Source organism: Rhodovulum sp. BSW8, from assembly GCF_003314725.1.
GTDB classification, from domain to species: domain Bacteria; phylum Pseudomonadota; class Alphaproteobacteria; order Rhodobacterales; family Rhodobacteraceae; genus Rhodovulum; species Rhodovulum visakhapatnamense.
In genome coordinates this window covers 191,234-210,951 of sequence record NZ_QNVX01000027.1, presented here as the reverse complement: position 1 = coordinate 210,951, position 19,718 = coordinate 191,234, and the positions used below count along the sequence as shown (strand labels likewise).

The following is a 19,718-nucleotide window of genomic DNA, read 5'->3' as shown; positions in this document are numbered from 1 at the left end:
CTCAGACCATCCCCTGACCGGCATCCGAGCCCTGCCGGGCGCGGCGGCGGTTCATCGCCCAGACCGAGGCGAGGAACACGCCGATCACGACCAGCGAAAAGGCGGTGGTCAGCGTGCCGAGCGCGAAGATGACGGGCGTCGTGACATTGGTGGTCATGCCATAGATCTCCAGCGGCAGGGTGTTGTAGCTGCCCGCGGTCAGCAGCGTGCGGGCGAATTCGTCGTAAGAGAGGGTAAAGCCGAACAGCGCCACCCCGATCAGCGAGGGCGCGATGATCGGCAGCACCACATGGCGGATCGTCTGCCAGGCGCTGGCGCCCTGGTCGCGCGCGGCCTCTTCATAGCTTTTGTCGAAGCGGTTGAAGACCGCGAACATGATCAGCAGGCCGAAGGGCAGGGTCCATGTCAACTGCGACCCGAAGCCCGAGGTCGCCCAGTGCACGTCGAGCCCCGACTGGCTGAAGATCAGCCCGACCCCCAGCGAGACCAGGATCGACGGGATCACCAGCGAGGTCACCACCAGGTAGAACAGCACCGCCGACCCGGCAAAGCGCTTGCGGAAGGCAAGCCCGCCCATCACCGAGACGACGACGGTCGTCACCATCACCATCAGGCCCAGCACGAAGGACCGCCCGAAGCTGCCCCAGATGTCGCCGACGGCCTGCTGCTCGAACAGGTCGCGGAACCAGTGCAGCGAGACGCCCCGCATCGGGAAGGTCAGCCCGCCCTCGGGGCCCTGAAAGCTGAGAATGGCGATGGTGAAGGTCGGGCCGTAGAGAAACAGCAGGAACAGCGTGAAGAAGGCGGCCAGCACGTAGAAGGAACGGGGGCGGCGGTCCATGTCAAAGCTCCTTCCGGATGTCGACGAAGCGCAGCAGGATACCGATCACCATCAGCACCGTGATCAGCAGGATGACGGCGGTGGCGGCGGCCGAGGGGTATTGCAGAAGCCCGATATCGTTCGAGATGAGGCGCCCGACATTTGCGGATTGCGATCCCGACATGAAGCGCACGGTGATGAAGTCGCCCATCACCAGCGTGACGACGAAGATCGAGCCGATCATGATGCCGGGCTTGCAGAGCGGGATGATGACATTGGTCAGCGTCTGCCATCCGGTCGCGCCGGAATCGTAGGCCGCCTCGATCAGCGAGCGGTCGATCCGCATCATCGTGTTGAAGATCGGGACCACCATGAACAGCGTGTAGAGATGGACGAAGGCCAGGATCACCGAGAAATCGGAATACAGCAGCCAGTCCAGCGGCTCGTCGATCACCCCCATCGACATCAGCGTCGAATTGGCGATGCCGTTGCGCCCCAGGAACGGGATCCAGGAAATCATCCGGATGATGTTCGAGGTCCAGAACGGAATGGTGCACAGCAGGAACAGCGCGATCTGCCAGGTCAGGCTGCGGACATGGAAGGCCAGGAAATAGGCCACCGTAAAGCCGATGGTCAGCGTGAAAGCCCAGGTCAGCACCGCGTATTTGAAGGTGTTGAGAAAGACCTTGTAGGTGACGGGAGAGGTCAGCAGGAACTGGTAATTGTCCCACTGGAAGGCCGGGTAGATCGAGAACTCGGTCGCGCCCCAGAAGCTGACGATCGCGATCATCACGATGGGCAGCACCAGAAAGACCAGCAGCACCAGCGCCAGCGGCGAGGCCAGCAGCCAGCCCATGAGATGGCGGTTCTTGGTCCGGCCGGTCACGAGCTGCGCCAGTAGCGACGCCGGACGCGATCCCGAAAGGCGGCGGTTCTTCGATAGGGCGGTCATGCAGGGCCTCTCGGCGGGAAAGGGGGCCCTTCCCCCGGGGCGGGGGAAGGGCTGGGGCCGGGCGCCACGGAAGGCGTGAAACCCGCGCCGGCCCCATCTGTGTCGGGCTCAGGCCGTCGCGTCGGACGTCAGGCGGCGATGAACTCGTTCCATTTGCGGACCATGTACTGGTTCTCGTCCATGACCGCGTTCCAGCAGGCGATATGGCCCATGCGTTCCTCGAAGGACCCGCCGTCGCGGGTCTCGCCCGGCTGCGCCATCGCATCGCCATAGGGGTTGGTGATGACCTCGGTCGCGGGCTTGCCCTCGAACCAGTAGCCCCATTCGTTCTCGGTCATGTAATTCTTCGAGGTTTCCGGAACGGCCGAATAATAGCCCTGCCGCATCAGGAAGCCGCCGACCCAGCCGTCGAGATACCAGTTGATGTATTCATAGGCCGCGTCGAGCTCGAGCCCGCTGAGGTTCTTCGACAGACCGATGCCGCCGCCCCAGGCGCGGTAGCCCTCTTTCAGCGGCTGGTAGACGCAGGGAATGCCGCGCGACTTGACCGCGGTGATGGCGGGCGACCACATCGACTGGATCACCACCTCGCCCGAGGCCATCAGGTTGACGCTTTCGTCGAAGGTCTTCCAGAAGGCGCGGAACTGGCCGGCCTTCTTGGCCTCGGTCATGATCGCGAGCGTCCTGTCGATCTCGTCGCGGGTCATGTTGCCCTTGTTGCCATAGGTGATCTCGCCCATCGCCTCGCAGACCATGGCCGCATCCATGATGCCGATGGCCGAAATGTCCAGAAGCGAGGCCTTGCCCTTGAATTCGGGGTTCAGCAGTTCCGCCCAGCTGTCGATCGGACGGCCGATCAGGTCGGGGCGGATGCCCAGCGTGTCGGCATTGTAGATCGTCGGGATCAGGGTCATCCAGCCGGTTTCCTGATCGGCGAACCTGGTCCCGTCCGGGCCGTCGGTGAAGCCCACGCTGTTGGGCGAGGTGCCCTGGGCGATGGTCGAGTCGGGCGTCAGCTTGCCGTCCTTGAAGATACCGACGATCTTGTCGTAGTTCCTGATCCTGCTGACATCCATGCCCTGCAGGTTGCCGGTCGGCCAGACCTTCTTGCAGATCCAGTATTCGATATCGGCGATGTCGAAGGATTTGGGTTGGGTCGCGGCGCGCTGGGTCACCGCGTCGCTGTCAAGCGCGGTCATCTCCAGCGTGAAGCCCAGATCCTCCTTCACCTTCTGCGCCACTTCGTTGATGTTCGAGACCCCGGTGCCGAACTGGCGCAGCGTCACGTCCTTGATGTTCTGCGCCCAGATCATCGGCGCCGGGAAGGCGCTGGCCGCAACGCCCGCGGCGGCACCCTTCAGCAGGCTGCGCCGGCTCAGGCCGGACTTGGTGGCTTCGCTCATCTTTCTCTCCATGATGGACTTTATTGGATCACGCGGTGAGGGCGTGAAGATGGTCTTCGTCCCAGCTCAGCCCCACGCCGTCGCCGGGCTGGATGGGTTGGGCAAAATACCGGTCTTCGGGAACGATCGCGGTGACCTCCTGATCGCCCGCGGTCATCAGCGTCAGCGCGACGCTGGTGCCCTGGTATTCGATGCCGGTGACATGACCGTCGAGCTTGCCCTGCGCGGCCTCGGTCACGGCGATCTGATCGGAGCGGATCGCGAAATGGCCGCGCGGCAGCGCGATGACATTGTGCCCGCCCATGAAACGCGCCACGAATTCGGTGCGCGGGCTGTTGAAGACCTCGCGCGCGGGTCCCGCCTGTTCGATCACCGCGTTGTTCATCACCACGATCTCGTCGGCCAGTGCCAGCGCCTCGTCCTGGCCATGGGTGACATGGACGAAGGTGATGCCCAGTTCGCGCTGCAGCTTCTTCAGTTCCGACCGCATCCGCACGCGCAGGAACGGGTCGAGCGCCGAAAGCGGCTCGTCCAGCAGCAGCACCTGCGGATTGGTGATCAGCGCGCGGGCCAGCGCCACGCGCTGCTGCTGGCCGCCCGAAAGCTGGGCGGGCAGGCGCTCGGCATAGGCCGTCATGTGAACCAGTTCCAGCAGCTCCATCGCGCGCTTGCGGCGGGTCTCGCGGTCGACGCCCTTCATCTTGAGGCTGAAGGCCACGTTATCGGCGACCGACAGATGCGGGAACAGCGCGTAGTTCTGGAACATCATCGCGGTGCCGCGCCGGGCGGGCGGCAGGCGCGAGATGTCCTGGCCCGCCAGCACGATGGCCCCGTCCGAGACCTCTTCATGCCCGGCAATCATCCGCAGCGTCGAGGACTTGCCGCAGCCCGACGGCCCCAGCAGACAGGCATAGGTGCCGCCGCGAAACAGGTGTTGGATGCCATCGACCGCGACGGTTTCGCCGTAGCGTTTCGTCAGGGCCACGAGTTCCAGATCGAGTTCAGTGCGCATTTCGCTCCCCCAGAAGCTGTTGCCTCACCTTTCCGGGCGGGGCCGCCCGCGAAAAGCCCCGGCCGCCGGATCCGCCCCCGGCTTTTCGATACGTGCCGTAAATTTAAGCAGATGTGAACAATATTGTCCGGCACATCATCGCAGATTGTATACGATCAGGTCTGCGATCTCTCGCAACTCTGACGATTCTTGTCCGGCCGCCTGAGTCGCGCGATGACAGGGGGGCAACGAGGAGAGAGCCGTGACCGATCAGATTCCGACAGCGCGCCAGGAGGGCAAGCGGGCGACCCGTGCCCGCGACGTGGTCGAGCATCTGACCCGCGCCATTCACGAGCGCCGGCTGGGGCCGGGGATGAAGCTGTCCGAGGACGAGGTGGGCGAGATCTTCGGGGTCAGCCGGACCATCGTGCGCGCGGCGCTGCAACAGCTGGCCCATGACAGCCTTGTCGCGATCGAGCCCCATCGCGGCGCCTTCGTGGCCCAGCCCACCGTGCGCGAGGCGCGCGAGGTGTTCGAGGCGCGCGCACTTCTGGAACCGCGCACCGCGCGCTCGGCCGCGCTGCGCGCCACGCCCCGCGACATCGGCCTGCTCAAGCGTCACATGGACCAGGAGCACGAGGCGCTGGCGGCGGGCCAGAACGGTCTGGCGCTCAGGCTCTCGGGGCAGTTCCATCTGGAAATCGCGCGGATCGCCGATCAGGCCACCATCGAAGGGTTCATCGCGCAGCTGGTTTCGCGCTCGTCGCTGGTGATCGCGCTGTACTGGCGGCGGCCGCAGGCGATGTGCGAAAGTCATGCCCATCACGCGCTCATGCGCGCGATGGAGGACCGCGACGGCGACCGGGCCGAAGAGGTGATGAAGGGCCATCTGCTGGACCTGCTGTCGCTTCTCGATCTGCAGGACCCGGTGCCGGTGCCGCAATCGCTGAAGGAGGCTCTGACAGGCCGATGAAACTGCGCAGCATGACGGCCGAAGAACTGCCCGCGGTGCTGGACTGGGCCGCGGACGAAGGCTGGAACCCGGGCCTCGACGATGCGGTATCCTTCCATGCCGCCGACCCCGAGGGCTTTTTCGTGGCCGAGGCCGAGGGCCGGATCGTGGCGGCAATCTCGGTCGTGAACCATACCGATGACGTTGCCTTTCTGGGCCTCTATCTCTGCCGCCCGGACTGGCGCGGGCGGGGCATCGGCTATGCGCTCTGGACCCATGCGCTGGACCATGCGGGGGCGCGGACGGTGGGGCTCGACGGGGTCGAGGCGCAGCAGGACAATTACCGCAAGAGCGGGTTCGCGCTGGCCGGGCGGACGGTGCGCTATGCGGGCGTGCTGCCCGGCCGCGCCCATCCCGGCATCGGGCCGGTGCTGAAGGACGATATCGGGACGCTGATCGCGATGGAGGCCGAGGCCACGGGCTATGAGAAACGCGCGTTCCTCGCGGCCTGGACGCGCGATTGCGAGACCCGGCGCACGCTGGTCTGCCGCGCGGCGGGCGAGATCGCGGGCTTTGCGACGATCCGGGCCTGCCGCGAGGGCTGGAAGATCGGGCCGCTGGTGGCCGGGGACGGGGCGGTCGCGGCGGCGCTGATCGAGACCTGCGGCAGCGTCGCCCATGGCGCGCCGGCGATGATCGACGTGCCCGGGACCAGCCCCTGGCTGGCCGGGCATTGCACGGGGTTGGGCCTGAGCCCGGTCTTCGGCACGGCGCGGATGTATCGCGGACCCGCGCCGCAGCCCGGCCCGCTCATCTCGGCGGTGGCGACGCTGGAACTGGGCTGAGCGGCGGGCTCAGGCGGCGCCCACCGTCACCAGATGGTTGTCGAAGGCGCGGCCGTGCCGGGCCGTCCAGACCGGGCGCAGGCCCTGCAGCCCCAGCACGTCGCCGGTGCCGGTCGTGGCGACGAAGCCGCCGCCCGCCGCCGGGGCAAGGCCGCAGACGTCCCGGGCCTCGATGGCGCCCGCAAACCGCGCGCCCGCGATGTCGAAGACATGCACCCGCCCGCCGCGCGGCGACGAGATCGCGGCCTCGGCCCCGTCCTGCGAGATCGCGACCGACCCCGCATAGCCCTGCATCGCCGCATGTTCGGCGCCCGGCGCGTCCAGCCAGACCGGCGCCGCGCCGCGCCGGTGCAGACCCAGAAGCGGCGGCGCCTCGGCCTCGGGGCCTTCCCATTGCATGGCAAAGGCGACGGTGCCGCCCGGTCCCAGCGCCAGATGCCGGATCGAGTTCATGTGCCACTCGGCGGGCGGCGCGACGGTTTCCAGCAGCGTGCCTTCGGCGCCGAGATAGGCGAGGTTCGGCGCCATGAAGGGGATGTTCAGCTTGGCCCGGCCGCTGTCGGGATGGGTCTCGATCCCGCCATTGGCGATGACGAAGCTTTTCCCGTCGGGCATCAGCTTGATGTCATGCGGGCCGATGCCGTGGCTGTCGAATTCGCCGACCCGCAGATAGCCTGCCTCGGTGTCCCAGACCCCGATCACGCCCCGCGCCGCGTCATAGTCGTTTTCGGGTGTGTACATGTGGCGCCCGTCGGCGGAATAGGCGCCATGGCCGTAGAAATGCCGACCCTCGGGCGCGTCCAGCACGGCAGTCACCCGGCCCTCGCGGCAGTCGATCACCAGCGCGAAGGTGCCCGGGCGGCGGGCAAACGCGGTGGCCTCGGGGCGGATGGGATGGGCGGCGGCGGCATGCCCGCGCTGGGGCAGGGGCAGGCGGAACCGTTCGGCCCCCTGGGCATCGAGCCCGACCAGAGACTGGCTGCCGTCGCGGTCCTGGGCGGCGCTGAGAAAGGCCGGGCTGCCCGCATCGGCCCAGCCGATCCGGGGGGAAAGCGAGGCGGCCAGCGCCCCGGCAAGGAAGCTGCGGCGGTCGGTCATGTCAGTCTCCGTCTCTCGAATTGAACCCGGCGGCGACGCCAAGCGCGGGGCCGAGGCTGGCGCGGGTTTCCTCGGCGATCTCGTGGATCGCCTGTTGCAGGATCTCGACCCTTAGCCGCCCTTGCGGCGTCGCGACCCCGGCGAAGACCGGATCGTCGAGGTCCGCGGCAAGCCGGTCGGCCCGGTCGAAATCGGCGCTCAGCGCGGCGGCGCTGGCCGGGTCCTCGGCCGCCATCAGCATCGCCAGCTCGCGCAGCGCCGTCAGCGTCACCGTCACATTGTGCAGCGACCGGCCCGACCGCCAGCTTTCGGCGCGGGTCGGGCGCGGACGCTCGAAGGTGCCAAGCGGGCGGCCGAGCCGCAGGTCGACATCGACCTGCAGCCCTTCGTGAAGCGCGGTGAAGAGGGCTTTCAGCACCTCGCGCTCGTCCTTGTAGGGGGCCTCGGGGCCGGGTTGGCGCATCAGATCGGCATAACCGTCCTGCCAGTCGGCGAGGATCGCGGCGGCAAGGGCGTGGATGTCGCGCGTCTCGGCCCGGATCAGGGCGCAGCCATAGGGCGTGGGGGGCGTGAATTGCGGATCGTACAGCAGGTATTCGAGCGCGTAGAAGCCCCGCGCTGCGACCGAGACGGTGGCGAACCCGGCCTGGCTTTCGACCACCGGGTCGGCCTCGGCGATCAGGCCTGCCAGCGCCTTCGGGGTCATCCCGCGCGGGTCGGGCCAGAAGGCCAGCGCGAAAGCGCGGTTGTCGGTCTCGGTCGGCCCGAGCCGCAGATGACTGACGCCAAGCCAGGCATCGAAGGCGGCCCCCCAGGCGGCGCGGAGCGGGTCCGATCCGGGGTCGCAATCGGCTTCGGCCGCAGCCTGAAGATCGGCGGCCGCCGCCTCGAACCGGGCGAAACCGGGCAGCACATGGCGGTCGATCACCGCCTCGGCGATATCTGCGGGGGCCGCGGCAAGGGGGGCGGCGCCCAGCGCCAGGGCGAGGGCAAGGACGGATCTTCGGATCATAGGCTCTCCAGGAAGCGGATCAGGGCGGCGCGGTCGGCCGCGGGCATCGTCGCCACGCGGTCGCGGGCGGGGGCGGCTTCGCCGCCATGCCAGAGCACGGCCTCCAGCAGGGTCCGGGCGCGGCCGTCATGCAGATAGCCCGCCTGCGGTTCCAGCGCGCGGGCGAGGCCCAGCCCCCAAAGCGGGGGCGTGCGCCATTCGCGCCCCTCGGCCCCGGCGCCGCCGTCGCCCAGCGCCGCGCCCATGTCGTGCAGCAGCAGGTCGCTATAGGGCCAGATCAGCTGAAAGCTCAGCGCGGGCGCCTCGGGCAGGCGGCGGGTGACGAAGGCGGGGCGGTGGCAGGCGGCGCAGCCGGTGTCGTGAAACACCCGCTTGCCGGCCAGCACCTCGGGGGCGTCCGCGTCGCGGCGGGCGGGCACGGCGGTGTGGCGCGCATGGCGCGTCACCAGATCGAGCGCGGTGGCCGAGATCTCGACCCCGTCCTGTTCCGGATTGCCGCCATCGGGCGCGGCGCGGCAGGCGGTCTGGGCCTCGGTGCAGTCGCCATGACCTTCGGGATAAAGCGGCGAGCTGAGCCCGATGTCATGGGCAAAGGCATGGGCGATCTGGGCCTCCAGCGTCGGCTGCGCGGCGGTCCAGCCGAAGCGGCCCAGAACCGGGCGCCCCTCGGGGCCGGGCAACAGGCGCGCCCGGCCGGAAATGCCGTCGCCATCGGCGTCGTCGGGGTCGGCCAGCGCCAGGATCGCCTCTTCGGGGATCGCCTCGATCAGCCCGAGCCCCGCCAGCCCCGGCGCGAGGCGCGGGCTTAGGACCGTGTGCGGGTCCAGCGGGCCATAGCCCGGATCGGCCAGCGCGTAGCGGGGCTGGCGCAGGGTGACGCTTTCCCCTTCGGACAGAGCGAACTCGACCGCGTCATAGGCGACCGTCGGGCGGCCCTCGGCGGTCAGGCCCGGCAGGCTCGCGGGCTGGATCTGGCGGCCATAGACCGGATCGGGCTGAGAAAGATAGCCCTCGATGGTGGATGGATCGGGGACCGCAAGCTGCAGCATCAGCGCGACCGGCAGATCGCCGGGGCCTGCGGGCGCCGCGCCGCGCCCGCCGCCCGGATGGCAGGCCAAGCAAGACCGCGCGTTGAAGAGCGGCCCGAGCCCGTCAGAGGCGATGGTCGAGGACGGGGCCGAGACCCAGGTCCGGTCGAAAAGCGCCTGCCCGCCGCGAAAATCGAGCCCCTCGGCGCGGGGCAGGTTCGCCAGCGGCGCCGAGAAGGCGGCCGCGCCCGCGACGGTGCCCGCGCCGCCTGCCAGCGCCTCGAAAGGCTGCGGTCGGGTGAAATCGCGCGGCAGGGCGGTCGCCTCCGCGATGCGGGCCTCTTCGGCGGGGGTGAAGGGCAGGGCGGCGGCGCCCGGGCCTGTCATGGGGCCGGCGGCGGCCGCCGACCCCAGACACAGTCCCAGAAAAAGGGCGGCCTTACTCGGCCTCGTCCATCTTCGAGGCGTTGAGCAGCGCGTAATTCTCGGCGCCGACGCGGTCGTAGAGGTCAAGCTGGGTTTCGAGGAAGTCGATATGGCCCTCTTCGTCGGCCAGAAGCTCATCGAACAGCTCCTTGGTGACGTGATCCCCGGCGCCCGCGCAGTATTCCCGCGCTTCCTTGTACAGCGCACGGGCATCCTGTTCGGCGGCCAGGTCGCATTCGAGGGTCTCCTTGGGGGTCTGCCCGATGCGGAGCGGGTCGAGCTTCTGCAGGTTCGGGTGGCCCTCGAGGAACAGGATCCGCGCCATCAGCTTGTCGGCGTGGGTCATCTCCTCGATGCTTTCCTCGCGGCTCTTCTTGGCCATGTGGCCGAGCCCCCAGTCGTCCTGCAGGCGATAATGCAGCCAGTACTGGCTGATGGCGGTCAATTCGCTGCGAAGCGCGCTGTTCAGGTAGTCGATGACCTTGGGGTCGCCTTGCATGAGGTCTTGTCCTTTCTGTGCTGGGGCCTGAGGTTCTGTAGGTCCGATGGAACCTCAAGATTAGCGTTCGCGCGCATCGTGTCTAGAAAGAGTGTCATGCAATCTCCACAATCTGCGCGCTTGCCCAGCGAGCGAAAGACCTTTCCGGGGGTAACGATGGTCGCCGGGTCCGCTGCGCGCATCCAGTCGATGGCGGCGTGGATGTCGCGGTCGGTGATGCACTGGCAGTGGCAGACGATCATGCGGGACCCTCCTTCCGGAAAGCGTGGAGCCCCGGTGCTGACGGGGCTCCGGGTTCAGGACATCATTGGAAAACGGCGGCCGGGTTGTCGAGGCTGTCGGACCCCTCGACCGAGACATCGCCCACCCCGAGCGTGTCGACGACCCGCTCGATGCTTGCGGTTTGGGCAACAAGCCCGTTCACGCCGCCCATGATCAACGCCTCGCCGGCGGCGTTGCCGCGCGCGAGCATCTGGTCATAGGCGAATCCCGCCTCGGCGGCGGTCTTCAGCCGGGCGAGCGCGGCCATGGTGGCGTCGAGCCTGGTCTTCATCTCGGTATCGAGACCCGCATCCTTCGCCGCCACCAGATCCGAGACCGACGGCCCCGCGACCTCGGTGCCGTCGATCCGGGTATAGCTGCCCAGATAGACGTTCCGGATGCCGAGCCCGTCATAGTAATGGCTGTTATGGGTGTTGTCCGAGAAGCAGTCATGCTCTTCCTCGGGGTCGTTCAGCATCAGCCCCAGCCGCATCCGCTCGCCCGCCTGTTCGCCGTAGGACAGGCTCCCCATGCCGGTCAGGATCGCCGACAGCCCGGCCGAACCGTCGGCCATCACCGCCGCGCGGGCCTCGCCGTCCTCGGCCCATTGCGCGGCCATCCAGCCCAGATCCGACACCAGCAGGTCGGTCGCGGCCTTCAGATAGGCGCCGCGCCGGTCGCAATTGTCGTTGGTGCAGGCCTCGCCTGTCGCATAGTCGGTCCAGGGCCGGGTGCCCGCGCCCGGCCCGGTGCCGTTCAGATCCTGGCCCCAAAGCAGGAATTCGATGGCGTGATAGCCGGTCGCGACATTGGTCTCGATCCCGTCGGCCTCGTGCAGCGTCTCGGCCAGGAAGTCGGGCGTGATCTCGGTGGCATCGACGGTCGCGCCGGAGATTTCGAACTGCGGCGAGGCAATCACGTTGACCGCGGCCAGCGGGTTCTCGTCGGTCGGCCCGCCATAGCCCGCATCGACATAGTCGATCAGCCCCTCGTCCAGCGGCCAGGCATTCACCTTGCCTTCCCAGTCGTCGACGATCGGGTTGCCGAAGCGGAACACCTCGCTTTGCTGATAGGGCACGCGGGCGGCCAGCCAGGCGCGGCGCGCGGCGTCGAGCGCCTGCGGCGAGGGCTCGGCCACCAGCGCGTCGACCGCCGCCTGCAGGCGTTCGGCCCCGGTCAGCGCGTCGCCATAGGTGGCGGCCGCGATGTCGGCATAGGTGGTCAGCACCGCATCGGCGGCCGGAGCCTCGGCCAAAGCGGCGGTCCCGGCCATCCCGAGGGCCAGCGAGCAGGTGGCGAGCGTTGGTTTCATCATGCGTTCCCGTCCTTTCAGTGTAGTTTTTCCGCGGGCGGTCGCGACGGCTGCGGCGCCACGCCCGTCGCAAGGCGCCGGAGCGCCAGCCCCAGCCGGGTGGCCGGATCGACCAGACCGGGCGCCAGATCGGCCCGGACCAGCATCGCCGCCATCAGCATCGCGTCCTCGCGATCTCCCGCGCCGGCGGCGGCGACGAAGGTTGCAAAACAGGATTCGTCCGCCCCGAGGCAGGGGCAGGAGGCCGAATGGCGCATCAGCGGGCGCCGCCCGTACATGGCGCAGAGCGTGCAGATCGTGTTCAGGCTTTCGGCCGCGGCGCGCCCCTGCAGCGGCCCCAGACGGTCGGTCAGCTCGCGCCGCAGTTCGCGCTGCGCGGCGTCGCCATCGGCCCAGAGCCGAAGGCAGCGCACCGCCCCGGCCTCGACCGGATCGAGATCGGTCAGATAGCCCACGGCGGTTCCGCCACGTCGATTGGGATCGGCAGTCATCTCTCGGGTCTCCTTGGCATCCGGCCATGGCGGACGGGGGCCAAGCCCCGTCGTCGATGCCGTCTTGAACTGGTCGGTCAGAATGCCCGGGCCTTCCGGCAGGTGGGTTCGGGTCGTGTTCGCGTCGCGCCAAAGCTGACGAAAATGCTCGGATAAGTCAACCTGAGTTTTTTGGTCGGATACGCGTCCGGCGGGCGTGGCCGGGCCGAAAATCGCGCGCCCGGGAGCGGCCCGTCTGCAAAGGAAAAAAGGGCGCGCCCGGCAGGCACGCCCCTTGAAGATGCGTCGCGATGCAGGTGCTCAGTCGGCCGCGACGGTCGCGCGGTCCGGGAACAGGCGCGCCAGGCCCTCGGGGCTGGCCTCGGCCACGCCGCGTTCGGTGATGAGCCCGGTCACCAGCCGCGCGGGCGTCACGTCGAAGGCGGGGTTGCGCGCGGGCGTGCCGTCGGGCGAGATCTGCACCAGCCCGACCACGCCGCTGGGCATCCGGCCCTGCACATGGGTCACCTCGCCGCCGTCGCGTTCCTCGATCGGGATTTCCTTCACCCCGTCCCGCACCGTCCAGTCGATGGTGGGCGAGGGCAGGGCCACATAGAACGGCACGCCGTTATCCTTGGCGGCCAGCGCCTTCAGATAGGTGCCGATCTTGTTGCAGACATCGCCTTGCGCCGTGGTGCGGTCGGTGCCGACGATGCACAGGTCGATCTCGCCATGCTGCATCAGATGGCCGCCCGCGTTGTCCACGATCAGGTCGTGGCTGACGCCGTGATGGTTCATCTCCCAGGCGGTCAGCTGGGCGCCCTGGTTGCGCGGCCGGGTCTCGTCGACGAAGACATGCACGTCGATCCCGGCCTCGATCGCGTGATAGATCGGCGAGGTCGCCGTGCCCCAGTCGACGGTCGCCAGCCAGCCCGCATTGCAATGGGTCAGCACATTGACCCGCTTGCCGCCCTTCCGCGCAGAGATGGCGCGGATCAGCTCGAGCCCGTTCAGCCCGATCCGGCGGTTGATCTCGACATCCTCGTCGCAGATCTCGGCGGCGCGGCGGAAGGCGGCGGCGGCGCGTTCGGACGGCGGCAGCGGCTTCAGCACCCGGGTCATCTCGTCCAGCGCCCAGCGCAGGTTGATCGCGGTCGGCCGGGTGGCGTGCAGCACCTCCCAGGTTTCCGCCAGCGCCGCGTCGGACGCGTCATGGGCCATCTGCACCGCCACCCCATAGGCGGCCGTGGCCCCGATCAGGGGCGCGCCCCTGACCCACATGTCGCGGATCGCCGAGGCGAAGTCGCGCCGGTTGGTCAGCGCGACGATCCGCAGCTCGTGCGGCAGCCAGCGCTGGTCGATGATCTTCACCGCTCCATCGGACTCGCGCCAGATGGACCGAAAATGGGTCCCGTCGATCTTCATGGCCCCTGGATCCTTTCCTTCACCCTTCCACCCCGGTTGCGTTTTGGCCTGCCCGCAGGCCGTCGGCAAACGCGGTCAGTCGTCTCACTCGGCACTTGCCAGATATCCCGCGCAGCCCGTCAGGGCGGCTGAATCGTCGGTCACGGTTAACACCCGAAAGGCGCGCATCAGCTCCGCGAACCGGCCCTTGCGTCGGAACGCCTCGGCAAACCCCATGGGGTCTGCAAGCGGCGTGACCGCACAGGCCATGCCGCCGATCAGGTAGATCCCGCCATAGGGCAGGTGATTGAGCGCCAGATCCCCCGCCACCGTCCCCAGAAGCCGCACGAAAGTCTCGGCCGCCCGGCGTGCCTCGGGATCGGTGTCCAGCGCGGCCAGAACGCCGTGGCCGTCCAGCCGGCGGGGCGCGCCCGCCTCGGCCGTCGCCCAGTCGTAAAGCCGGCCCAGCCCGCGCCCCGACAGCGCCTCCTCGACCGGGGCGAAGCCGTCGGGTTCGGCGAGGAAGCGCGCCAGCGACAGCGTTTCGGCATCGCCGACCGGCAGCGACACCTGCCCGGCCTCGGCCTCGGTGACGAGGGTGCCATGGGGCAGGGCATGGACGGCGGCCGCGTTGAAGCCGGTGCCGATCCCGATCACCAGACGCGGGCCGCCGGGCTGCGCCGGGCCCTCCAGCACCGTTTCCAGCGCCGCGGGCGCGATATGGTCCAGCGCATGGCCCTGTGCGGCCATGTCGTTCAGCAGCTTGACCCGCCCGGTCCCGGCGACCCGGGCGATGGCCGCTTCCTCGATGATCCAGTCGAGATTGGTCAGCTTGCCGCGCCCGTGCCGCACCGGCCCGGCCAGTGCCGCGCAGGCGCCGTCGATCTCGGGCGAGCCCGCCTCGGCCAGATAGGCCGCCAGCACATCGGTCAGGTCCGGGTGGTCGGCATTGCGAAAGCGCCGGACCGAGCCCGGCACCGGCACCGGCCCCTCGGCCAGCGCGACACGGGTATTGGTGCCTCCGATATCGGCGACGAGCGCGGTCACGGCCTTCGGTCCTCCAGCATGCATTTCAGCGCGTGGTAAGACGCCTTGGGGGTGCGCTGCAAGCTCTCGAAATCGACATGTACGAGGCCAAAGCGCTTGCCGTAGCCGAAGGCCCATTCGAAATTGTCCAGCAGCGACCAGACGATATAGCCCTTCAGCGGCACGCCCTCGGCAATGGCCTCGCGCGCGGCGGCCAGATGGCTGGACAGAAAGGCGATGCGGTCCTCGTCATGGATCTCGGGGCCGGTCGCGCCCGCGACCGGCGTATCGGGCGCGGCCATCCCGTTTTCGGTGACGTAAAGCGGCAGATCGCCGGTGTGGCTGCCGCTGATCCAGCGCAACAGATCGGGCAGGGCCATCGGCGCGATTTCCCAGCCCATGTCGGTCTTGCGGCCGGGGCCGGGCACCTCGGCCCAGTTGGGCCAGAGGCCGGGGGCATGGGTGATACGCTTGACGGTGTAATAGTTGACGCCGAGCCAGTCGATCGGCGCCCCTATGGCGTCGAGATCGGCCTGCCAGCCGCGCGGCAGATGCGGGCCGAGCCCCTCGAGCGCCAGTTCGGGATAGGCCCCGCGCGCCACGCCCCCGAGGAAGAACCGGTTGAAGACCGCGTCATAGCGCAGCGTCGCGGCGCGCGCCGCCTCGCCGGGTTCGGCCGGGAAGGCGGGCTCGAAATTCAGCACGATCCCGATCTGGCCGACGCCTGCGGCCCGAAGCGCTGCCAGGCCCAGCCCGTGGCCCAGCGCCAGATGGTGCATCGCCCGGGCGGTGGCGCGGATGTCGCGCAGGCCGGGCGCATGGACACCCGCGAAATGCCCGAGCCACCCGGCGCACCAGGGCTCGTTCAGCGTGGCCCAGGACCAGACCCGGTCGCCCAGCCTCTCGGCCATCAGCGCCGCGAAATCGCCAAAGCGCAGCGCCGTGTCGCGATTGGTCCAGCCGCCCAGATCGCCCAGCGCGGACGGAAGCTCCCAGTGATACAGCGTCAGCGCCGGTTTCAGTCCGCGCGCCAGCGTCGCGTCGACCAGCCGGTCGTAGAAATCGAGCCCCTCGGGATCGGGCGCCCCCGCGCCCTCGGGCAGGACCCGCGCCCAGGAGGTCGAGAACCGGTAGATGTCGAACCCGGCCGCCGCGACCAGATCGAGATCCTCGGTGCAGCGGTCGAGATGGCCGCAGGCGCGCCGCCCGTCGGCGGCCCCCGCGACATTGCCGGGCGTCGCGGCAAAGCTGTCCCAATGGCAGGGCCCGGCGCCGCCCGTGCCCTCGATCTGATAGGCGGAGGTCGCCGTTCCGAACAGGAAGCCGGGCGGAAAATCGGCGCGGGTGGGCGGCATGGGCTCCTCCGGGGCGGGATCGGTCGCGGCGGGCGGGGCTATTCGGGCGGGGCTGACCCCATGCTTGCGTGAGAGGGCCAAGGCGTCAAGCATCCGTCCCGAACGGCGGTTTCGGGGGTGCGCAGAGGCCCTGCCTCGCGCCTCGGTTGACAGCCCGGCAGCCATCGGCCACCGTTCGAGGACGACTCCCCCGGGGGCGTGCCTGCCCCCGGACGGGTGCACCACGACGACAGAGAACGTCGGAAGAATGACTGGACAACGACTGGGCCGGCCGGCGGGCGGGTCCGAGGGGAGGTCGACATGCAACTTATCAGGATGGCCGGTGCCACGGCCGCCGCGCTGGCCCTGTTCGCGGGTACGGCCGGGGCGCAGGCGCTGAAATTCACGCCGGGCGAGGATGCGCGGTTTTCGTGGGACAGCTACGAGGCGTTTGCCGACAGCCACGATCTGAGCGGCCAGATCCTGGACATTTCGGGGGTCTGGATCGGCCCCGACAAGGATCTGGTCGAAAGCGTGCTGGCCTATTTCGAGGCCGCGACCGGCGCGCGCGTGCGCTATTCGGGGTCCGACAGTTTCGAACAGGATATCGTCATCGCCGCCCAGGCGGGGTCTGCGCCCAATATCGCGGTGTTCCCGCAGCCGGGGCTGGCCGCCGACATGGCGCGGCGCGGGTTTCTCACGCCGCTGGGCCCCGAGACCGCCGACTGGGTGCGCGAGAACTACGCCGCGGGCGACAGCTGGGTCGATCTCGGAACCTATGCCGATGAAGGCGGCACCGAGGCGCTATATGGCTTCTTCTACAAGGTCGACGTGAAGTCCCTGGTCTGGTACGCGCCCGATGCCTTCGCCGAGGCAGGCTACGAGATCCCCGGGACGCTGGAGGATCTGAAGGCGCTGACCGAACGGATCGCGGACGACGGCGGCACGCCCTGGTGCATCGGGCTCGGGTCCGGCGCGGCCACGGGCTGGCCCGCCACCGACTGGGTCGAGGACCTGATGCTGCGCCGCGAGCCGCCCGAAACCTACGATGCCTGGGTCAGCCACCAGATCCCCTTCGACGACCCGGCCGTGGTCGGGGCGATCGAGGCCTATGGCTGGTTCGCGCGGAACGACGCCTTCGTCGAGGGCGGGTCGCAGGCGGTCGCGACCACCGATTTCCGCGAAAGCCCGGCCGGGCTCTTCAGCTTTCCGCCGGGCTGCTACATGCACCGGCAGGCCAGCTTCATCGACACCTATTTCCCCGCTGGCACCGAAATCGGGCTCGATGTCGATTTCTTCTACTTCCCGGCCTCGGCCGAGCGCGATCTGGGCACACCGGTTCTGGGGGCGGGCACGCTCTGGGCGATCACCCGCGACAGCGAGGCGGCGCATGCCTTCATCGACTTCCTGAAGACGCCCATCGCCCATGAGGTCTGGATGGCGCAGTCGGGCTTTCTGACGCCCTTCACCGGCGCCAGTCCCGAGGCCTACGCGACCGACAGCATGCGCGCCCAGGGCGAGATCCTCACCAGCGCCACGACCTTCCGCTTCGACGGGTCCGACCTGATGCCGGGCGAAGTCGGGGCGGATGCGTTCTGGAAGGGCATGGTCGATTACACGACCGGCCGGAAGGACGCCGAGACCGCGGCGCATGACATCGAGCAACGCTGGAGCTCGATCCGCTAGCGCGCCGGAGGAGGGCACGCCGGGGCCGGGCGAAGATCCGGCCCCGACGATCGGGCCGGAACGGGAGGACCGCCAATGTCGCCCTTGCTGCAGGGGATGGTGACGATCCTGATCGGGGTCGGGGGCTGCGTGGGGTATTTCTACGCGGCGAACCTGCTGCTCGACCGGGTGATCTTTCCGCCCTCGGGCCGCGACCCGGGGCGCAACATCTCGCGCGCCAATGCGGTCCGGCCCTGGCTGTTCCTCGCGCCCGCGATGGCGGCGCTGGGGCTTTACCTCGTCTACCCGGTCGTGGGCTCGTTCTGGCGCTCGCTTTACAACCGCGATGGCGGCAGCTTCATCGGGCTGGGCAACTACACCGATCTGGCGGCCGATCCGGCCTTCCGCACCGCGCTTTTCAACAATCTTCTGTGGGTGCTGGTGGTGCCCGCGGCCTCGACCTTCCTGGGGCTGATCGCGGCGCAGCTGACCGACCGCATCCGCTGGGGCAACATCGCCAAGTCGATGATCTTCATGCCGATGGCAATCTCCTTCGTCGGTGCCTCGCTGATCTGGAAATTCGTCTACGCGAACGAGGCCGATATCGGGCTGATCAACGCGATCCGGGCCGGGCTCGGGTTTCAGGACCCCATCGACGTGATCCAGATCCCGTTCTGGAACACCTTCTTCCTGATGGCGATCCTGATCTGGATCCAGACCGGCTTTGCCATGGTGATCCTGTCGGCGGCGCTGCGCGGCATTCCCGACGAGACCATCGAGGCCGCGATCCTCGACGGCGCCAATCCGTTCCAGATCTTCTTCCGGGTGATGGTGCCGCAGATCACCGGCACCATCGTCGTGGTCTGGACCACCATCACCATCCTCGTGCTGAAGGTCTTCGACATCGTCTACACCATGACGGGCGGCAATTTCGGCACCCAGATCCTGCCCAGCTACATGATGAGCTACATGTTCAAGGATGACGGGCGCGCCACCGCCGTGGCCTTCGTCATCATGCTGATCGTGCTGCCGGTGATGGTCTGGAACATCCTTCAGGCCCGCAAGGAGATGCGCTGATGGACGGCCATGCCGGAGCGAAATCGCGGCTGACCTGGGCGGTGCATCTGACGGTGGCGGCGCTGGTCGTGCTGTGGCTGGTGCCGACCGTGGGGCTTCTGGTGTCGTCCTTCCGCGACCGCGACCAGATCTCGGCCTCGGGCTGGTGGGAGGCGCCTTTGCCGGTCGAACAGACCTACCGGGTGCGCACCGATCCGGACGCGGCGGTCGAACGCCACGGGCGGTTCGTCCTCAGCGGCAATGTCTTCGACAGCGGGGACAGCGCCGGGACGGGCACGGTCACGGGCTTTGGCGTCACGGGCCGCGCGCCGGCCGAATTCGCGCCGGGTGCGACCGCCGATCTGCGCGGCGGCGGCCGGCTGACGGTGGCGGCCGATGGCAGCTTCACGGCGCAGGCGGACGCGCCCTTCGGCCGGCGCGGCCCCACGATCTATTTCGAGGCCGAGACCCCGCCCAAGGTCACGCTCGACAATTACCGCATGGTTCTGGGCGCCGACGGCATGGACCGGGCCTTCGTCAACACGCTGACGGTGACGATCCCGGCCACGGTCATTCCGATCCTGATCGCGGCCTTCGCGGCCTATGCGCTGGCCTGGATGGAGTTCCCGGGCCGGGGCCTGCTGATCGCGGCGGTGGTGGGGCTGCTGGTGGTGCCGCTGCAACTGGCGCTGGTGCCGCTTCTGCGGCTGCATGAGGCGGTGGGGATCGGCCAGAGCTTCATGGGCATCTGGTTCGCCCATACCGGGTTCGGCCTGCCGCTGGCGGTCTATCTTCTGCGCAACTACATGGCCGGGCTGCCGCGCGACATCATCGAAAGCGCCAAGGTCGACGGCGCCACCGATTTCCAGGTCTTCACCCGGATCGTGCTGCCGCTGAGCTTTCCGGCACTGGCGAGCTTCGCGATCTTCCAGTTCCTCTGGACCTGGAACGACCTGCTGGTCGCCAAGGTCTTCCTGCCCGCCGCCTCGGAAACCAAGGTGATGACGGTCAAGATCGCCGACGACCTTCTGGGCTCGCACGGGGGCGACTGGGGCATCCTGGCGGCCGCGGCCTTCATCTCGATGGCGGTGCCGCTGGCGGTCTTCTTCGCGCTGCAACGGTATCTGGTGCGCGGCCTTCTGGCCGGGTCGGTGAAATGAGGAG

General features: G+C 68.7%; 19 protein-coding genes. 5 read left to right on the top strand and 14 right to left on the bottom strand.

All coding sequences use genetic code 11. The annotated features are described in order from the left end of the window. Position 1: 1 nt before the first annotated feature. The 4 genes from DSD19_RS13070 to DSD19_RS13055 all read right to left on the bottom strand — a co-directional run bounded on the left by DSD19_RS13070 (position 2) and on the right by DSD19_RS13055 (position 4,187). Positions 2-841 (bottom strand): ABC transporter permease, encoded by an 840-nt coding sequence (locus DSD19_RS13070; RefSeq protein ID WP_113669900.1) that lies wholly within the window; start codon positions 839-841, stop codon positions 2-4. A 1-nt stretch (position 842) separates the two neighbouring features. After that, a complete protein-coding gene (locus tag DSD19_RS13065) occupies positions 843-1,676 on the bottom strand; it encodes an ABC transporter permease (protein WP_165828128.1) in 834 nt (277 codons plus the stop codon). A gap of 224 nt (positions 1,677-1,900) precedes the next feature. Further along, a complete protein-coding gene (locus DSD19_RS13060) occupies positions 1,901-3,175 on the bottom strand; it encodes a PotD/PotF family extracellular solute-binding protein (protein ID WP_113669898.1) in 1,275 nt (424 codons plus the stop codon). 28 nt (positions 3,176-3,203) lie between these two features. Next, positions 3,204-4,187 (bottom strand): ABC transporter ATP-binding protein, encoded by a 984-nt coding sequence (locus DSD19_RS13055; RefSeq protein WP_113669897.1) that lies wholly within the window; start codon positions 4,185-4,187, stop codon positions 3,204-3,206. Between the two features lie 253 nt (positions 4,188-4,440). On the opposite strand from DSD19_RS13055, the gene DSD19_RS13050 reads away from it, so the two are divergent. Both DSD19_RS13050 and DSD19_RS13045 read left to right on the top strand, forming a co-directional pair. Beyond that, the gene (locus DSD19_RS13050; RefSeq protein WP_371412601.1) at positions 4,441-5,139 is read left to right on the top strand and encodes a GntR family transcriptional regulator; all 699 of its coding nucleotides are present in this window, start codon (positions 4,441-4,443) and stop codon (positions 5,137-5,139) included. Beyond that, positions 5,136-5,963 (top strand): GNAT family N-acetyltransferase, encoded by an 828-nt coding sequence (locus DSD19_RS13045; RefSeq protein WP_113669896.1) that lies wholly within the window; start codon positions 5,136-5,138, stop codon positions 5,961-5,963. The genes DSD19_RS13050 and DSD19_RS13045 overlap by 4 nt, the downstream gene beginning before the upstream one ends. 9 nt (positions 5,964-5,972) lie before the next feature. On the opposite strand, the gene DSD19_RS13040 is transcribed toward DSD19_RS13045, so the two are convergent. The 10 genes from DSD19_RS13040 to DSD19_RS12995 form a co-directional block, all read right to left on the bottom strand. Next, positions 5,973-7,061 (bottom strand): DUF1513 domain-containing protein, encoded by a 1,089-nt coding sequence (locus tag DSD19_RS13040; RefSeq protein WP_113669895.1) that lies wholly within the window; start codon positions 7,059-7,061, stop codon positions 5,973-5,975. 1 nt (position 7,062) lies between these two features. Continuing rightward, a complete protein-coding gene (locus DSD19_RS13035) occupies positions 7,063-8,073 on the bottom strand; it encodes an imelysin family protein (RefSeq protein ID WP_207802458.1) in 1,011 nt (336 codons plus the stop codon). Beyond that, complete coding sequence (locus DSD19_RS13030) at positions 8,070-9,488, bottom strand: di-heme oxidoredictase family protein (protein WP_113669894.1); 1,419 nt, start codon at positions 9,486-9,488, stop codon at positions 8,070-8,072. Before DSD19_RS13030 ends, DSD19_RS13035 begins: the two co-directional genes overlap by 4 nt. A 52-nt stretch (positions 9,489-9,540) precedes the next feature. Next, a complete protein-coding gene (gene bfr / locus DSD19_RS13025) occupies positions 9,541-10,026 on the bottom strand; it encodes a bacterioferritin (protein WP_075786072.1) in 486 nt (161 codons plus the stop codon). Continuing rightward, a complete protein-coding gene (locus DSD19_RS22090; RefSeq protein ID WP_075786071.1) occupies positions 9,993-10,268 on the bottom strand; it encodes a bacterioferritin-associated ferredoxin in 276 nt (91 codons plus the stop codon). The genes bfr and DSD19_RS22090 overlap by 34 nt, the downstream gene beginning before the upstream one ends. 62 nt (positions 10,269-10,330) lie before the next feature. Further along, a complete protein-coding gene (locus DSD19_RS13015) occupies positions 10,331-11,602 on the bottom strand; it encodes an imelysin family protein (RefSeq protein ID WP_113669893.1) in 1,272 nt (423 codons plus the stop codon). Positions 11,603-11,616: 14 nt separating this feature from the next. Continuing rightward, on the bottom strand, positions 11,617-12,090 hold the full coding sequence (locus tag DSD19_RS13010) for a hypothetical protein (RefSeq protein ID WP_075786069.1): 474 nt from the start codon (positions 12,088-12,090) through the stop codon (positions 11,617-11,619). Positions 12,091-12,390: 300 nt separating this feature from the next. Next, the gene (mtnA, locus tag DSD19_RS13005) at positions 12,391-13,494 is read right to left on the bottom strand and encodes an S-methyl-5-thioribose-1-phosphate isomerase (RefSeq protein ID WP_075786068.1); all 1,104 of its coding nucleotides are present in this window, start codon (positions 13,492-13,494) and stop codon (positions 12,391-12,393) included. An 84-nt stretch (positions 13,495-13,578) separates the two neighbouring features. Further along, a complete protein-coding gene (locus DSD19_RS13000) occupies positions 13,579-14,520 on the bottom strand; it encodes a glucokinase (protein WP_075786067.1) in 942 nt (313 codons plus the stop codon). Then, on the bottom strand, positions 14,517-15,854 hold the full coding sequence (locus DSD19_RS12995; protein ID WP_113669891.1) for a GH1 family beta-glucosidase: 1,338 nt from the start codon (positions 15,852-15,854) through the stop codon (positions 14,517-14,519). Before DSD19_RS12995 ends, DSD19_RS13000 begins: the two co-directional genes overlap by 4 nt. Before the next feature lie 300 nt (positions 15,855-16,154). Between DSD19_RS12995 and DSD19_RS12990 the strand changes: the two genes are divergently transcribed. The 3 genes from DSD19_RS12990 (at position 16,155) to DSD19_RS12980 (ending at position 19,714) form a co-directional block, all read left to right on the top strand. Next, a complete protein-coding gene (locus tag DSD19_RS12990; protein ID WP_113669890.1) occupies positions 16,155-17,519 on the top strand; it encodes an ABC transporter substrate-binding protein in 1,365 nt (454 codons plus the stop codon). Positions 17,520-17,594: 75 nt separating this feature from the next. Further along, positions 17,595-18,575 (top strand): carbohydrate ABC transporter permease, encoded by a 981-nt coding sequence (locus tag DSD19_RS12985; RefSeq protein WP_113669889.1) that lies wholly within the window; start codon positions 17,595-17,597, stop codon positions 18,573-18,575. Further along, positions 18,575-19,714 carry an ABC transporter permease subunit gene (locus tag DSD19_RS12980; RefSeq protein WP_113669888.1) on the top strand — a complete coding sequence of 380 codons (1,140 nt, stop codon included), beginning with the start codon at positions 18,575-18,577 and terminating at the stop codon, positions 19,712-19,714. The genes DSD19_RS12985 and DSD19_RS12980 overlap by 1 nt, the downstream gene beginning before the upstream one ends. Positions 19,715-19,718: the final 4 nt, after the last annotated feature.

Coding starts and splice junctions, on each gene's coding strand:
- DSD19_RS13070 (WP_113669900.1), bottom strand. CDS start 841: ATGGACCGCCGCCCCCGTTCCTTCTACGTGCTGGCCGCCTTCTTCACG.
- DSD19_RS13065 (WP_165828128.1), bottom strand. CDS start 1,676: ATGGGCTGGCTGCTGGCCTCGCCGCTGGCGCTGGTGCTGCTGGTCTTT.
- DSD19_RS13060 (WP_113669898.1), bottom strand. CDS start 3,175: ATGAGCGAAGCCACCAAGTCCGGCCTGAGCCGGCGCAGCCTGCTGAAG.
- DSD19_RS13055 (WP_113669897.1), bottom strand. CDS start 4,187: ATGCGCACTGAACTCGATCTGGAACTCGTGGCCCTGACGAAACGCTAC.
- DSD19_RS13045 (WP_113669896.1), top strand. CDS start 5,136: ATGAAACTGCGCAGCATGACGGCCGAAGAACTGCCCGCGGTGCTGGAC.
- DSD19_RS13040 (WP_113669895.1), bottom strand. CDS start 7,061: ATGACCGACCGCCGCAGCTTCCTTGCCGGGGCGCTGGCCGCCTCGCTT.
- DSD19_RS13035 (WP_207802458.1), bottom strand. CDS start 8,073: ATGATCCGAAGATCCGTCCTTGCCCTCGCCCTGGCGCTGGGCGCCGCC.
- DSD19_RS13030 (WP_113669894.1), bottom strand. CDS start 9,488: ATGACAGGCCCGGGCGCCGCCGCCCTGCCCTTCACCCCCGCCGAAGAG.
- bfr (WP_075786072.1), bottom strand. CDS start 10,026: ATGCAAGGCGACCCCAAGGTCATCGACTACCTGAACAGCGCGCTTCGC.
- DSD19_RS22090 (WP_075786071.1), bottom strand. CDS start 10,268: ATGATCGTCTGCCACTGCCAGTGCATCACCGACCGCGACATCCACGCC.
- DSD19_RS13015 (WP_113669893.1), bottom strand. CDS start 11,602: ATGATGAAACCAACGCTCGCCACCTGCTCGCTGGCCCTCGGGATGGCC.
- DSD19_RS13010 (WP_075786069.1), bottom strand. CDS start 12,090: ATGACTGCCGATCCCAATCGACGTGGCGGAACCGCCGTGGGCTATCTG.
- mtnA (WP_075786068.1), bottom strand. CDS start 13,494: ATGAAGATCGACGGGACCCATTTTCGGTCCATCTGGCGCGAGTCCGAT.
- DSD19_RS12995 (WP_113669891.1), bottom strand. CDS start 15,854: ATGCCGCCCACCCGCGCCGATTTTCCGCCCGGCTTCCTGTTCGGAACG.
- DSD19_RS12990 (WP_113669890.1), top strand. CDS start 16,155: ATGCAACTTATCAGGATGGCCGGTGCCACGGCCGCCGCGCTGGCCCTG.
- DSD19_RS12985 (WP_113669889.1), top strand. CDS start 17,595: ATGTCGCCCTTGCTGCAGGGGATGGTGACGATCCTGATCGGGGTCGGG.
- DSD19_RS12980 (WP_113669888.1), top strand. CDS start 18,575: ATGGACGGCCATGCCGGAGCGAAATCGCGGCTGACCTGGGCGGTGCAT.